Origin of the sequence: Roseococcus sp. SYP-B2431 (assembly GCF_004336745.1) — a bacterium.
Classification (GTDB): Bacteria; Pseudomonadota; Alphaproteobacteria; order Acetobacterales; family Acetobacteraceae; genus Roseococcus.
The window spans coordinates 1-13,857 of sequence record NZ_SJXD01000006.1 but is presented as its reverse complement, the minus strand read 5'-3'; the positions used below and the strand labels follow the sequence as shown (position 1 = coordinate 13,857).

Here is a 13,857-nt window from a genome sequence, read left to right as displayed (position 1 = left end):
CGCGGCGACAGTCAATGCGAACGTTTGCGCTCTGCGCTAGGCTGAGAACCTGTACGCCGAGGAGCCGACGAACTTTGAGAATGCCCCAGAGAACGTTGTCGTCTCGGTTCCTACCGCTGCTCCAGTCGGACTTCCAACTTCATTCTCTGTTTGGGCGTCGGCACCGCTACACGCGGCGGTCTGCCGTGCTTCCGCAGTTGAGGTTGATACTGCGCGGTCGAAACGACCGGGCTTTCTGTCTCCGCAGGGCCATTTTCTCTCCGAAGCTCGGGACTTGGGCGATCGAGTCTACAAGCTCGAACACCAGCAAAATGGCCGAGCTCCCGGCGCGCACCTGCCTGTGGTTGGGGCTGAGACCGCCTGAGCGCTTGCCACCCGGCTCCAACTGTTCGCTGCAAGGCCCGAGCACCTCCAGAGAAAAGGCGCAAAATCGGGATAGCTCGACGCTCGCAACCACTGCGCAATCCGCTCTTTTTTCTCTATTCTCCCGCTTGAGTTGCAGAGGGAATCGGGAATGGCGGGTCGGCGGCGGGCACAGCCCTCAGAACAACAGGGCGCGCTGCCGGTCGAGGACTATCGCCATGCTGGCGCTACCCGGCCGAACAACCCACCCGCCGCCATTGCGGCCGAGGGCCGGACACCACCCGCGCCGCGGACCACCTACGCTTATTCCCCGCGCCTGGACCCTGCACTGCGAGCCGATCCCTCCGGCCGGGCGGACGCTTTGCCGCCGCTGCTGGAGAAGGCGACGCGGGAGAAGCTGACCGCCGAGGAGGCCGCCGTGCTGGCCGAGGCGCTGCGGCGGCACGAGCCCTGGCTAGAATGGGCCGGCAAGCGGGAGACGCCGGGCTTCGCGGTGGACCCGGTGGCGCTCCACATCCATGAGCGTGTGAGCACCCAGGCCATCCTGCGGGCGGCGGCGCGGCAGGATGTGACGCGAGACCTGTTTGCCGACCCAACGCTGTCCTATGCGCAGGCGGTTAAATTCTACCAGCATGATGTGGACTGGGCGAACCGGCTGATCCTGGGCGACAGCCTACAGGTAATGGCCAGCCTCGCGCAGCGGGAGAACCTCGCCGGCAAGGTCCAGATGATTTACTTGGACCCGCCCTATGGCATCCGCTTCGGTAGCAACTTCCAGCCGGAGACGGGGAAGCCCAACGTTGGAGACAAAGCAGCCGATCTAACCCGAGAGCCCGAGATGGTGCGCGCATACCGTGACACATGGCGCCTCGGCGTACACTCGTACCTCGCCTATCTCCGCGATCGGCTGATCACGGCACGAAACCTCTTGTCGGATACTGGCAGCATATTTGTGCAGATCGGCGATGAGAACGTGCACCGGGTGCGGACCTTGATGGATGAAATTTTCGATTCCGGCAATTTTTGTGCGCAGATTACCTTCCGAACAACTGCGAGCCAGACAGCAAGAGCGATTGGAAAGACCAGCGATTATTTGCTCGTATTTGCGAAAGACATACGCCGGCAAAAAATTCGCTCCCTCTTCAACCAACGACGGTATGCTGATGACGTCGGTGGACGTTACACGCGTGTGGAGGGTCCTGCCGGCGAACGCCGGTTTCTGATAACGCCAGAGCGGGTCGACCTGGACGCCCTTCCCGACAGCTTGAGGGTCTACCGTCATGACAATCTTGCATCACAGGGCGCGACACCATCCGGCACAGTCGACTTCGGGTTTGAAGCGGGCACGTTCCATCCGGGAGCGACCAACCATTGGAAGACCACAGTAGCGGGCTTGCAAAGGTTAGCAGGCGCAAACCGGCTCGGCGCGCCCTCTCCTCGTTCTCTGGCTTATGTCCGCTACTTCAATGATTTTCCGTTCACAGAAATCAATAATCTATGGACAGACACACAAACAGGCGCATTCACAGACGATAAGGTCTACGCAGTACAGACTGGCACGAAGGTCATTGAGCGATGCATGCTAATGACCACGGATCCAGGGGACTTAGTCCTCGATCCCACATGTGGTTCCGGCACCACCGCCTATGTTGCGGAACAATGGGGGCGTCGCTGGATCACCATCGACACCTCCCGCGTCGCGGTCGCGATTGCACGACAGCGCCTTCTCACGGGGAAGTTCGACCACTACCGCCTCAAGGATGAGGCAAACGGTGTTGCCGGCGGCTTCGTCTCCAAGACTGTGCCGCACATCACGCTGCGCTCCATCGCGCAGAACGCTGCCCTCGACCCAATCTTCGCTAAGCATGACCCCATCCTCGAGCGCGCCGGCCGACCTGAACGCGGCCCTGTCCAAGGTTGGCAGCAACCAGCGTAGTCACCTTGCCGGCAAGCTGATCGCCAAACAGAAGGCAGAGGGCAAGCGCGCGGTCACCGAGGCAGATCGCCGCCGCTGGGACCTGCCGAAGGCCTCAGATGGTTTCCAGCATTGGACGGCTCCGTTCGACACCGACCCGGACCACCCGGAAGGCCTGGCCCAGGCCATCACTACCTACCGCGCGGCATGGCGCGCAAAGCAGGAGGAGGTGGACAAGGCCATCGCCGACGCCGCCGAGCCGGAAGACCTGTTGGACCAGCCGCAGGTCGTCCGGGGCGTAACCCGTGTCTCCGGCCCCTTCACCGTTGAAGCCGTGCAGCCTGCCGAAACCAGTCTTGACGAGGCCGTGCACGAAAGCCCGATCGACGGCGCGCCGGAAAGCCTGGACGAGACCTTCGCCGGCGACGCCGCGGGACGCGCCGCGGCCGAGCCGCAGAACGCCGAAGCCTATCTCGACCAGATGCTGCGCCTGCTGAAAATGGACGGGGTGCGCTTTCTCGACAATCGCGTGATGAAGTTCTCGCGCCTCGAACCACTGGGCGCCCGCTCGCAGGCCATCCACGCAGAGGGCCGCTGGGCACCGCAGGGCGAGACAGACGCGGATGCCGAGGGGCGTGCCACGGTCGCCATTGCCTTCGGGCCGCAATACGGACCGGTCACGGCCAAGCAGGTGGAGCAACTGATCCGCGCCACATCGCGCCGCGGCTACGACGAGCTGGTCATTGCCGGCTTCGCCTTCGATGGCGCTGCGCAGGCGGCGATCGAGGAGGCCGAGCACCCCGAGCTCCGCGTTCACATGGCGAACATCCGGCCCGATGTGAATCCGGGCATGGCCGGCCTGCTGAAGGATGCCCCCGCCGCACAGCTCTTCACCGTCTTCGGCAAGCCGCGCTCGACCCTGGAATCGGTCGGCAAGGATGAATGGCGCGTGGTGATGGAGGGCGTGGACATCTACGACCCCGTTTCCAACACGGTCACGCCCAGCCGCGCCGACAAGGTGGCCGCCTGGTTCGTGGACAGCGACTATGACGGCCGCAGCTTCTGCATCACCCAGGCCTCCTTCCCGGACAAGGATGCTTGGTCGAAGCTGAGCGCCGCGCTGAAGGGCGTGGTGGATGAGGAAGCCTTCGCTGCCCTCTCCGGCACCGTCAGCTTGCCCTTTCCGAAGGGAGAGCATGCCTGCGTCGCGGTGAAGGTGATCGACCCACGCGGCAATGAGGTGATGCGCCTGCATCGGCTGGAGGGCTGAGGCGATGGCAAAAGCGTCTCCGCAGCAGCAGGACATCCCAATCCAGCCGGTCGAGCGGCCCATCCTCTGCTCTCCCTACAAGGAACCGGACCAGCACTGGAAATACGACACCGTCACCGGCGCTGCGCGGAAGGAGCCGGGCCGCCGCCCCGCCTCCTGGTACAAGACGGAGCGGACCGGCAGCGCGCAGATGTCGCTGCTTGCGCAGGAGCAGCAGGACGACTTGCCCCTGCCCAACCTGCTACGCGACGATGTGCGCCGCTGGCGGGAGGCCGACTACCGCGGCGCCACCCTGGCGACGCGCGAATTGCTCCGTCACTGGAGCCGCGAGGATCGCGAGCGCCGCCTGTTCTTCGGCCAGCGCGAGGCCGTCGAGACGATCATCTACCTGGCGGAGATGCGGTTCACGGGCCGCACCAGCCGCCTGCGTTTTGCGCCAAAGGTGACGGCGGACGATCTCGGTCGGCTGCTGACCGGCGTGCGACCGGGGCCGGCCTTCCAACTGGCGCAGGGCGCAGAGTTCTTCCCGACCCTGGTGGATAAGCCCGCCGACCCGTCGCTGAAGCCGCTGCGCCGCCTTTGCACCAAGCTGGCCACCGGCAGCGGCAAGACGCTGGTCGCGGCCATGGTCATCACCTGGGCCTTCGTGAACCGCGGCATCAGCCCGGAGAGTCGGGAATACCCGGATGTCGCGCTTCTCTGCGCGCCGAACCTGACGGTGAAGGAGCGTCTGGGCGTGCTGAAGCCCGACGCGCCGGACAACTACTACGACGCCTTCAACCTCGTGCCGGCGAAGTGGCGGCCGTTGCTCCAGCGCGGCACCGTCATCGTCGAGAACTGGCACCGCTTCGCGCCGGAAAGCCCACACAAGGACGGCGATAAGACCTATGCCGTCGTCAACAAGGGCGAGGAAACGCCGGCCGATTTCCTGCGCCGCATCTTGGGCAGCGCATCGGACCGACTTCCGATCCTGGTCATCAACGATGAGGGCCACCATTGCTGGCGGCCGGTTCCCGGTTCCACAACCGGCTCAGGCCTGACCGGCGACGATAAGACTGCGTTCGAAGAGGAAGCGCGAGAGGCGACCGTCCGGGTGGACGGACTCGATCGGCTGAATGCTGCCGGAGGCGAGGCGCCTGGCATTTCCATGGTGGTGGACCTTTCGGCCACGCCCTTCCGTATCAAGGGTAGCGGGTACCCTGAAGGCCAGCCCTTCCCTTGGATCGTCTCCGACTTCGGCCTCGTGGACGCAATCGAGAGCGGCATCACCAAGATCCCGCGCCTGCCGGTACAGGACACGACGGGGCGGCCGGACCCGCGCTACTTCCGCCTTTGGGAGGCCATCCGCGACGGGCTGCAACCTGGCGAGAAGCTGCCCGGGCGCTCCGGCAAGCCGAAGCCGGATGTGGTCTGGCGCGAGGCACAAGGTGCGCTGGTCCAGATCATGGGTCAGTGGAAGGAGCGTTTCGAGCGCATCCGGGCGGCCCAGCCCGGCGCGGACCGGACGCCGCCCTGCGTGATCGTCGTCTGCGACAACACCGACATCGCCGAGGAATTCTACCGTCGTATCAGCGGTGAGCAGGTGATCGAAACGGTCACCGAGGCCGAGGTGCAGGAAGTTCTCGAAGAGGAGGAGGGCGAGGACGAGGCGCCCACGACCAAGCGGAGTAAGAAGCCGAAGCCACGCATCGTCTACGGGCAGGGCGAGGTCTTCCCCGAGCTGTTCAGCAACACGGCAGAGCGGAAAGTCACCATCCGCATTGACAGCAAGCTGCTAGCCCAGGCTGAGGCTGGGGGCAGCGGGACCAGCAAGAAGAAGGCCGATGCGGCCGAGGAACTGCGCCGCGTCGTCGCCACGGTAGGCAAAGCCGGGGAACCCGGCGAACACGTTCGCTGCGTCGTCTCGGTGGCCATGCTGACGGAAGGATGGGACGCCAACACCGTCACGCAGATCCTCGGGTTGCGCGCCTTCACGAGCCAGTTGCTGTGCGAGCAGGTGGTGGGCCGCGGTCTGCGGCGGATGGACTACAATCCAGACCCGGCGACGGGGCTGCTGACCGAGGAATACTGCGACGTCTATGGCGTGCCGTTCTCGGTCATCCCGTTCCGAGGGAGGCCGGTTAATAAGCCCGAGCCCGATGACACCCCGCCCAACCTGGTGAAGGCTCTGCCCGAGAGGGAAGCGATGGAGATCCGCTTCCCGGTGGTAGAGGGCTATGCTTTCGCGCTTCGCCGCAACCTGATCCGCTGCGATGTCGGCGCCATGGAGCCGCTGCGCATCGAGCCGAACCGCGAGCCCACCGGCACCTTCGTGCGGCCGCAGGTGGGCGTGCAGGTCGGCGGCGGCGTGGCGGAGACGCAGTCGCCCTTCGGCTTTCACCAGCAGAACCGCGAAGCCTACTATGCCTCCGTCCACCTCCAGACGATCCTATTCCAGGCGGCACAGCGAATTGTCGAGGAGCTGACGCAGGCGGGGACGGCTGGTGCCGAGGGGCGCAAGCGGCGCGTCTTTGCGCTGCAGTCACGCCACGCGTTGTTCCCGCAGGTGTTCCGCGTGGTCGAGGAATACGTGCGCCGGAAGGTGGACTTCAACGGCGCGCCGGAGCCGGAGCTTGGCCTCGAAAAGTACGCGCGGCAGGTGGTTGAGCGGGTGCGCGACGCCATCCAGCCGGACGACTCATCCGGCGAGCCGCCGCTGCTGCCCTTGCTGAACCGCACGCAGGAGATTGGCAGCACCGCGGGCGTGGAGTTCCGTACGAAGCGCCCAGTGTTCGCGACGATGGCGAGCCACATCGGTCATGTCGTCGCCGACACCGCCGCGTGGGAGCAAAGCGCGGCCTTCCGCCTGGAACAAGCCGCGCAGCAGGGCGTCATCCGCTTCTACGCGCGAAATGAGGGGATGGACCTAAGCATCCCGTATGAATTCCTCGGTGTCGATCATGGCTACGAGCCCGACTTCCTTATACGCATGGCGACACCGGATGGTGAGCCGGACGTGACGCTGGTGCTGGAAGTAAAGGGCTTCGAGGACAATCAGACGACCGCCAAGCACGAAGGCGCGCGGCGCTGGGTGCGTGCGGTGAACAACTGGGGGAAGCTCGGGCGCTGGGCTTTCCACGTATGCCGGAACCCGCAGATGCTGGAGCGGGAGCTGGCGTATCTCGTGCAGCAGTGGGGAACTGAGTCTGCCGCGTGATTCGGATTTTTCCTCGCGCATAGTCGCCGGAACTGCATCCGCGGGTCAGGAGATCTAATGGACTGGATCGACAAGAATCACCTGGACACCTTTGCCGGAAGGAAGGACGCCCGGGATCTTCTCCCAGCCCTGATCTACGACCTTATCCTCGCCACATCTGAAACTCCCGTACACGCGCGGTTCCTATCAGGAGAAGCGGGCCAGGTACGCGGCTTCGATGGCGTACTTATGTCTAGGGGCGCAGATCCGTTCGTCCCGGCCGGACACTCGGTATGGGAATTCGGCTGCGAGCCAGACTTCAAGTCTAAGGCTGCGGAGGATCTAACCAAACGGACCAAGGCCCTCGACGCCGCGCAACGCGCGCAGACGACCTTCGTGTTTGTCACACCCCGTACCTACGATACTCCCAGGGTGAGGCTCGACCAGTGGGAGGCCGAACTCGCCAAAGGTAAGGGCTGGAAAGATGTGCGCGTAGTCGATGGCGGCAAGCTGAAGCACTGGCTCGGCCTCGCGCCAGGCGTCGCGGCGCACTGGGCCTCCGGATTCTTCGGCGCGTACCCACCCGGTGTCGCGTCGACCGACGAGTTGTGGCGGGAGTATGCGAGCGGCTGCTCCCTCACCATCACCGAGCAACTCCTCCTGGCCGGGCGCGCTGACCAGGCCGCGTCCATCGTTCAGCGCCTTTCCACATTGCAGCCCGACCGAATCGAGATAGCCGCCGATTCCGCCGAAGAGGCGTTGGCATTCGCAATTGCTGCCCTTCGGTTGGCTAAGCCGGAAGTCCGGGCCGTTTTGCACGCGCGCGCTCTTGGTCTCAGAACACCAGAGGCAGTAACGGAGCTCGTACGTCGTGGCGATCTCGCTACTGGCCTCATTTTCTTCCCAACGAATAATGCAGCGACACGAGCTGGCTTACTCGTGCAGCACGGCCCGACGATTATCGCATCGGGCCGCGCGCAGGGCCATGGCGGCAGCTACGTCCAGCTCACACGGCCCCCGCGGCACGTATTCGCCGAGGCGCTGTCATTGGGTGGCAGTGTTGATCACCTGCTTGCTGCGCAGCTCGCCGCCGGATGCGGGAGCAGCGTCACTGTGCTCACCCGAGTGCGGCCTGGTGGCACGTCCAATCGGCCGGCCTGGGCCGACAATGCACAAGGAACTGGGCTAATCGCTGCGCTACTTGCCGGGGCCTGGGACGCCTCAGTGGAAGGGGACCGGTCCGTCCTGGCGACGCTTTCAGATGCTTCGTCCTACGAGGAATTCGAGGCGCGCATTCAGCATCTACTTGCAATGGACGACCCGCCGCTTGAGCGCGCTGGCACCGTGTGGAAGGTCCGCGCACCGATGGACGCTTTCGTGCTGCTTGGCGCGCTCGCCGACGGCCTGCACCTCGGCCGCTTCAGGGCAAGCTGCTGCGACGTGCTTGGCGAGCGCGATACAAACCTTGAACTTGACGATGATGCTCTTCTCATGGCCGGACGTGGACTGAACAGGTCCGCCTGGCTCAGGGAGGGGATGGCGATGACCCTCGTACTAGCGGCTACGATGCACGAGCCTGCGGCTTTTGGTGCCAGCCTAGCCGCCGTTGGCGGGCCGGAGGCCTGGGTGGGTGGGATGTTGGAATCCCTTCCCGGCCTTGCCACGGACGCAGCGCTCCTGGCGAGTCTACGGGGTGCGCTGCCGCTCCTCGCAGAGGCTGCACCGGCCCCTTTCGTCGCGGCGGTCGCTCGTCTTCTTGACGGTGGCGCGGGGGCCGTCGCTCCGCTCTTCCGTGAGCGCACCGCCTTTATCACGCCCGACGCGCGGCACACCTACCTACTCTGGGCCCTTGAGGTACTCGCCTGGGATCCGAACCTCCTGCCGCGCGTCGCGATCCTGCTGGCCCGACTCGCGGCGTTCGACCCAGGCGGCAAGCTCGGAAATAGGCCGATCAACAGCCTGCGCGAGATTTTGTTGCCGTGGCTACCGCACACCGATGCGCCTGTGGCGAAACGCCTTGCAGTAATGCAAGCGGTCGTACGCACGGACGACAAGGTGGGCTGGGATCTTTCCCTTCGCCTTCTGCCCGAGATGCACTCCACCAGCTCGCCCACGTCGCGCCCGAAGATCAGGGAAGCCGGGGCGAACGAGGCTGGGGCGCCGACGACGGAGACGATTGCGGTGCATCGAGCCGCCGCTCAGGCGGCGCTCCGTCTCGTCGGCACCAGTCGATCCCGATGGCTCGAGCTCATTCCGCGACTGCCCGATCTCCCGCGGGAGGAGCACGAGGAAGCCGTTTCAATCCTGGACACAGCCCTCGCAGCGCTGCCTTCGGTGGATCGCCAGCAGGTCTGGGACTGCCTCCGCGCAACCACCGCGAGGCACGCCGGCTTCCAGGACACCGCCTGGGCCCTGCGCGGGGCGCCACTTGAGCGGCTTGTGTCTCTGGTTCAGAAGTGGGAGCCCGAGGACGTCGTCGCCCGCACACTTCCGCTATTTGCGGAAAGCTTGCCTGAACTAATTATCGCACCCGGAGAATCGCCGCTCACGCGCGAACGGTTGGAAGAGCTGCGAGCGGGGGCCGTGCGCGATCTTCTCACGGCGGAGGGAGAGGCCGGCGTACTCCGGCTCGCCGACGAGTTGACCAATACGTGGGATCTCGTCCGGGTTACAGGCAACGCTCTGCCCACAGCAAAGGCGATTCTCGCGTTTTGCCTCAGCGCTCTCGCGCGCGGAACGCCTCGCGCCGCTGGACTTGCTGGTGGCCTCTCAAGTGTCGGAGAGCGGCATTTCGGTGACGAATGGAGAACGCTCCTGCGCACTGAACAGAGCGTGCTTTCATCGACTGACCTCGCTGTCCTGCTTCAGGGGCTACCAGACGACGAAGCAGCTTGGGATTTCGTCGCGTCACTCGGCAAGGATGTCGATGACACGTACTGGAAACAGAAGTCTCCGTGGCTTTTGCCTGACAGCAATCCTGCCCTCGTCGAGCGCGCGGTCCAGAAACTGCTGAATGTCGGAAGGGCCATTCCGGCACTCCTAGCTCAAGCCCGCAGCCTGCCCATTTCCTCTGACCTGACGCTCAGAGCCCTCGACGGAGCCATCCCGGAGATTAATGCCTCAGGTGAATCTATTGGCACTAGCTTCGTGTACGCAGTCGAGCAGGTCTTTGAGCGGCTAAGGGCGCGCAGCGATGTCGATCGCGCTGACATCGCCAGACGCGAGTTCGCGTACTTATCTCTCCTGACGAGCGCGGGAAAGCCGAAGCAGCGGCTAGTTCTCTTTGAGACAATGGCTGGGAATCCCGAGCTTTTCGTCTCCCTGATTAATACGGTGTTCTTTCCCGCATCGGGTGAGCGTCCGGAGCCAAACGAGACGCTTCGCCAGCAAGCTCGTGCCGCGTTCCGCGCCTTAGAAGCCTTCCGCGAAGTGCCGGGCCGCGTCGGCACCGAAGTGGATGCGCCCGCTTTGCGAGTTTGGGTGACGGAGGCCTTGCGACTTACGATCGAAGCGGATCGGGCAAAGATCGGAGCTCAATATATCGGCAAGGTTTTGGCGCATGCGCCACATGACCCTTCCGATGAGGCGTGGCCGCATAGGGCGGTGCGCGAGGTGATCGAGGAGGTCGCAAGCGACGAGTTGGAACGCGGCGTTCAAGTAGAACGCTTTAATATGCGTGGGGTCTTCTCCAAAGATCCGTATGAGGGCGGTGGTGCCGAACGAGCGCTCGCCGTGCAGGCACGGCAATGGGCGGATGTTTCGACCGCCTGGCCGCGGACAGCGGGCATGCTCGCGCGCATTGCTGAAAGCTGGGAGCATCATGCTGAGCGAGAGGACATTGAGGCACAGCAACGGTTTATGGAGGGGTGAGCTTTCGACTGCGCACCATCGGCCGCGTCCGGCAGGGTCATCAAGTCTATTTGTGCTTTGCCGCGTCACTCGCCGGATGCGATGGTCGCCTGCTCAGATCGAGACTAGCCCGCTGTTGATGCCAGACCGCCGATGCGCATGAAAGCAGATGAGTAGACCCACGCCATGCATCTCTCGCCCCTCCAGAATGTCCTCGACGAGGTCTGGAGAAAGCAGCGTGAGCTGTAGCAGGCGCCCGAGGTAGCCGCGGTCGATCCTCTCCGCGGCCGCCATGTCGGTGACCGAGCAGTAGACTACATTGTCCAACAGGCGTTGGTACCGGAACGCCCGAGCTAGCGCTTTCACCAGCGCCGGGTCGGCGCGCGTTGTGACAGGCCCCGCGCCGGCATCAGCCATCGGCGTCACGACCGTCTTCCCGCCCGGTCTGTGCCGGATGGCCAGCGGCACCCGGACCGTGATGCTGGTCGCGGCCGTCATGCCGCCGCCCTCAAGGCATCCGGCGCGATGGCGGTCAGATCGCGGACGAGGCCGCCGAGCCCATCCAGCCGCAGCCGGATGTCCGCGCCGCCGGGGCCAACCACCACGCCCTCGACCAACGACCGGACGATCCGCATTTGCTCTGCCGGGAATAGCTGATCCCATAGTGCATCGAAGCGGTGCAGGGCGTCATGGGTTTCGCCCTCGGTCAGATCCGGCGCCTCCTTGCGCGCCGCCCGCCAGGTGCCGACTACGATTTCCGGCTGGCGCAGCAGGGCGCGGACCTGGTCAATCACCGCCGTCTCGATCTCCGCCGCCGACACCCTGCGCAAGATGCTGTCGTCGCCGGCGGCATCCCCCTTCAGGACCCGCTGAGCCACATAGTACCGGTATAGCCGGCCGTTCTTCCTGGCGTGCGTCGGCGACAGCGCCCGGCCATCTACCCCGAAGATCAGCCCCTTGAGCAGCGCCGGCGTTTGCGCCCGGTTCTGGTTGGCACGCACCCGCGGGCTGATCTGCAGCACGGCATGCGCCCGGTCCCATAGATCCCGCGGCACGATCGCCTGGTGCTCGCCAGGATAGACCTGCCCCTTGTGCGCGGCCTCGCCGACATAGGTCCGGTTGTTCAGCAGCTTATAGACGTCGCCCTTGTCCAAGGGCCGACCAGCCTTGCTGGTGGCGCGTTCCGCGCGAAGGCGAGCCACCGTCTCGATGCCGGACCCGGTCTCGGCGAAGATCTCGAACACTCGGCGCACCCGCGCCGCTTCGGTGTCGTTCACGACCAGCTTGCGGTTGGCGACGTCGTAGCCGAGCGGCACCTTGCCCCCCATCCACATGCCGCGGGCTCGACTCGCCGCGAACTTGTCCCGGATCCGCTCCCCGATCACCTCTCGCTCGAACTGCGCGAAGCTGAGCAGGATGTTCAGCGTCAGCCGGCCCATGCTGGTGGTCGTGCTAAAGCTCTGAGTGACGCTGACGAAGGTCACGCCGTGCGCCTCAATCGTATCGACCAGCTTCGCGAAATCCATCAGCGAACGGCTCAACCGGTCGATCTTGTAGACCACGATCACATCGACCCGGCCCTGCTCGATGTCGGCCAGCAGCCGCCTCAGTGCCGGCCGGTCCAGATTCCCACCGGAGAAGCCGCCGTCGTCATAGCGGTCCGGCACCAGCACCCAGCCCTCGGCCCGCTGTGACAGCACATAGGCCTCACAGGCGTCCCGCTGCGCGTCCAGCGTGTTGAACTCCTTGTCCAGCCCCTCCTCCGTGCTCTTGCGGGTGTAGACCCCGCAGCGGATCTTCTTCGCGGAGGCAGGGAGTGGGGCCTCATGACGTGCCCGACGGGTCATGCCTCACCTCGCCCGCGGAGGCCAAAGAAGGTCCACCCGTTCCACCGGGTGCCCGTGATGTGCCGCGCGATGGCGGAGAGCGACCGGTAGGGCCGGCCCTCGAATTCGAAGTCGTCAGCGCGGACGGTGACGACGTGTTGCACGCCTTTCCACTCCCGCAGCAGCCGCGTGCCTGGGAGCGGTCGGTGGTCTGCCCGGATCCGCCGTAGCACCACGTTCCCGCCATCCAGCTGTTCCCCCAGCGCCTCCAGCCTGGCCCGGGTCTCGGGCCTCAATCCGCCATAAGCCAGTTCCTGGATCCGATAGGCCAGCCGGCTGGTGATGTAGGATCGACTGAACGGTGGCGGCTCCTTGCCGTAGAGCTGGCGCCACTGCTCCTTCAGCTCGGCGATCGGCGCGGTCTGGATCCAGGCCAGCCGGCCGAGCACGTCGGTCTTCGGGATGGCAGGAATGGTCGGCGTGGCGGCGGCTGTCCGTCCGGCATTTCGGGTCATGCGAGTTGCCCCTCCTCGGGCGGCGCATGACCGCTCTGGTCCCCGCTGAAGTGTAGCGAACTGTCTCTCTGGACCCCGAGGTCACGCGCGATATCATCCGCAGTGCGACTCCGCAGCCGCACTAGGCCGCGGGCCAGCAGGTCGCAGACCTCGCGGAGATGGGGAGGCAGGTGGGCCAGCGACTGGTCTTGGTTCACTCGCAGACCCCATTGGAATGGGAGCGAAAGTATAGGTGACTTCGCCCGTGGAATTTTCCTCCCCTATCGAGGAGGAGGAAGGCCTCTCTGTCCGTCAGGCGCTGGTTCGGTATTGCGATCGGAGCCTTGTCATGGCGGTCCTCGAACAGGAGGCGAGCCTGACGCTTCCGCAGCACCGCAACACCGGGCTTCCGCTGCTTGGGCCTCCAGACCTCTTGAGGCGCCCGACCGGCTCCGACTGGATAGGCGGGATGCTGACACATCCAAACCTGCGAAACGCCTGGTCGGTCCTCGAGCGAAGCTTCAGGCAGCTCATCGAGAGCGGAAAGCTGAGCATGACGGGCGTACAGTTGGCGCCAGAACGCCTCACCATGTCGCAAGCCATCCCTGACGTTTGGGCGGCAGACATGGTCTTCGACCTGGATCGCAACGCGATCAAGATCGCCGAGTACCGCTTCGGCTCCATCAGCATCCGTCCGGCACGTCGAGTGGCTGCCGCAGCTGAAGCGCCTGCGTTTGCCAACGCTGATAGGGCGGCGAGCACCGAAGGGGGCAAGCGAGGCCGGCCTAAATTCCCGCTGGAAGAGATGATCGTCATTGCCACCGAACGCCTGACGACCCGGCACAAAGGCCAAGAGATGGAGGCGTTCGAGCTTCGGAGGCTCTTCGCTGCTAGGCATCCCGGGCGGCCTGCGCCGGCTCTGCGAACGATCGCGGTTCATGTGACGGAGATTTACTCGGCCGCCG

8 protein-coding genes are annotated in these 13,857 nt (G+C 64.9%); 5 read left to right on the top strand and 3 right to left on the bottom strand.

Going from position 1 to position 13,857, the window contains the following annotated elements; genetic code table 11:
• Positions 1-724 precede the first annotated feature (724 nt).
• Genes EJV46_RS01190 through EJV46_RS01175 form a run of 4 tightly spaced genes read left to right on the top strand, consistent with a single transcriptional unit; the run spans position 725 to position 10,593 of the window.
• The gene (locus EJV46_RS01190) at positions 725-2,299 is read left to right on the top strand and encodes a site-specific DNA-methyltransferase (protein WP_165585267.1); all 1,575 of its coding nucleotides are present in this window, start codon (positions 725-727) and stop codon (positions 2,297-2,299) included.
• A complete protein-coding gene (locus tag EJV46_RS01185) occupies positions 2,229-3,548 on the top strand; it encodes a hypothetical protein (protein ID WP_131546766.1) in 1,320 nt (439 codons plus the stop codon). The genes EJV46_RS01190 and EJV46_RS01185 overlap by 71 nt, the downstream gene beginning before the upstream one ends.
• Before the next feature lie 4 nt (positions 3,549-3,552).
• The gene (locus tag EJV46_RS01180) at positions 3,553-6,744 is read left to right on the top strand and encodes a DEAD/DEAH box helicase family protein (RefSeq protein ID WP_131546765.1); all 3,192 of its coding nucleotides are present in this window, start codon (positions 3,553-3,555) and stop codon (positions 6,742-6,744) included.
• Positions 6,745-6,801: 57 nt separating this feature from the next.
• Positions 6,802-10,593 carry a hypothetical protein gene (locus EJV46_RS01175; RefSeq protein ID WP_131546764.1) on the top strand — a complete coding sequence of 1,264 codons (3,792 nt, stop codon included), beginning with the start codon at positions 6,802-6,804 and terminating at the stop codon, positions 10,591-10,593.
• Between the two features lie 93 nt (positions 10,594-10,686).
• On the opposite strand, the gene EJV46_RS01170 is transcribed toward EJV46_RS01175, so the two are convergent.
• From EJV46_RS01170 to EJV46_RS01160, 3 genes are read right to left on the bottom strand one after another with little or no spacing between them, the layout of a single operon-like run.
• Positions 10,687-11,070 carry a hypothetical protein gene (locus tag EJV46_RS01170; RefSeq protein ID WP_206020670.1) on the bottom strand — a complete coding sequence of 128 codons (384 nt, stop codon included), beginning with the start codon at positions 11,068-11,070 and terminating at the stop codon, positions 10,687-10,689.
• On the bottom strand, positions 11,067-12,419 hold the full coding sequence (locus EJV46_RS01165) for a recombinase family protein (protein WP_131546763.1): 1,353 nt from the start codon (positions 12,417-12,419) through the stop codon (positions 11,067-11,069). The genes EJV46_RS01170 and EJV46_RS01165 overlap by 4 nt, the downstream gene beginning before the upstream one ends.
• Positions 12,416-12,913: a DUF2924 domain-containing protein gene (locus EJV46_RS01160; protein WP_131546762.1), complete on the bottom strand. Its 498-nt coding sequence runs from the start codon at positions 12,911-12,913 to the stop codon at positions 12,416-12,418. The genes EJV46_RS01165 and EJV46_RS01160 overlap by 4 nt, the downstream gene beginning before the upstream one ends.
• Before the next feature lie 328 nt (positions 12,914-13,241).
• Here EJV46_RS01160 and EJV46_RS01155 point away from each other — a divergent pair.
• Positions 13,242-13,857, top strand: a 616-nt coding sequence (locus EJV46_RS01155; protein ID WP_165585266.1) for a hypothetical protein, incomplete at its 3' end; no start/stop codon positions are given.

What these genes read in the sequence shown, in the direction of transcription:
- EJV46_RS01185 (WP_131546766.1), top strand. Translation starts at nt 2,229, where the DNA reads ATGACCCCATCCTCGAGCGCGCCGGCCGACCTGAACGCGGCCCTGTCC.
- EJV46_RS01180 (WP_131546765.1), top strand. Translation starts at nt 3,553, where the DNA reads ATGGCAAAAGCGTCTCCGCAGCAGCAGGACATCCCAATCCAGCCGGTC.
- EJV46_RS01175 (WP_131546764.1), top strand. Translation starts at nt 6,802, where the DNA reads ATGGACTGGATCGACAAGAATCACCTGGACACCTTTGCCGGAAGGAAG.
- EJV46_RS01170 (WP_206020670.1), bottom strand. Translation starts at nt 11,070, where the DNA reads ATGACGGCCGCGACCAGCATCACGGTCCGGGTGCCGCTGGCCATCCGG.
- EJV46_RS01165 (WP_131546763.1), bottom strand. Translation starts at nt 12,419, where the DNA reads ATGACCCGTCGGGCACGTCATGAGGCCCCACTCCCTGCCTCCGCGAAG.
- EJV46_RS01160 (WP_131546762.1), bottom strand. Translation starts at nt 12,913, where the DNA reads ATGACCCGAAATGCCGGACGGACAGCCGCCGCCACGCCGACCATTCCT.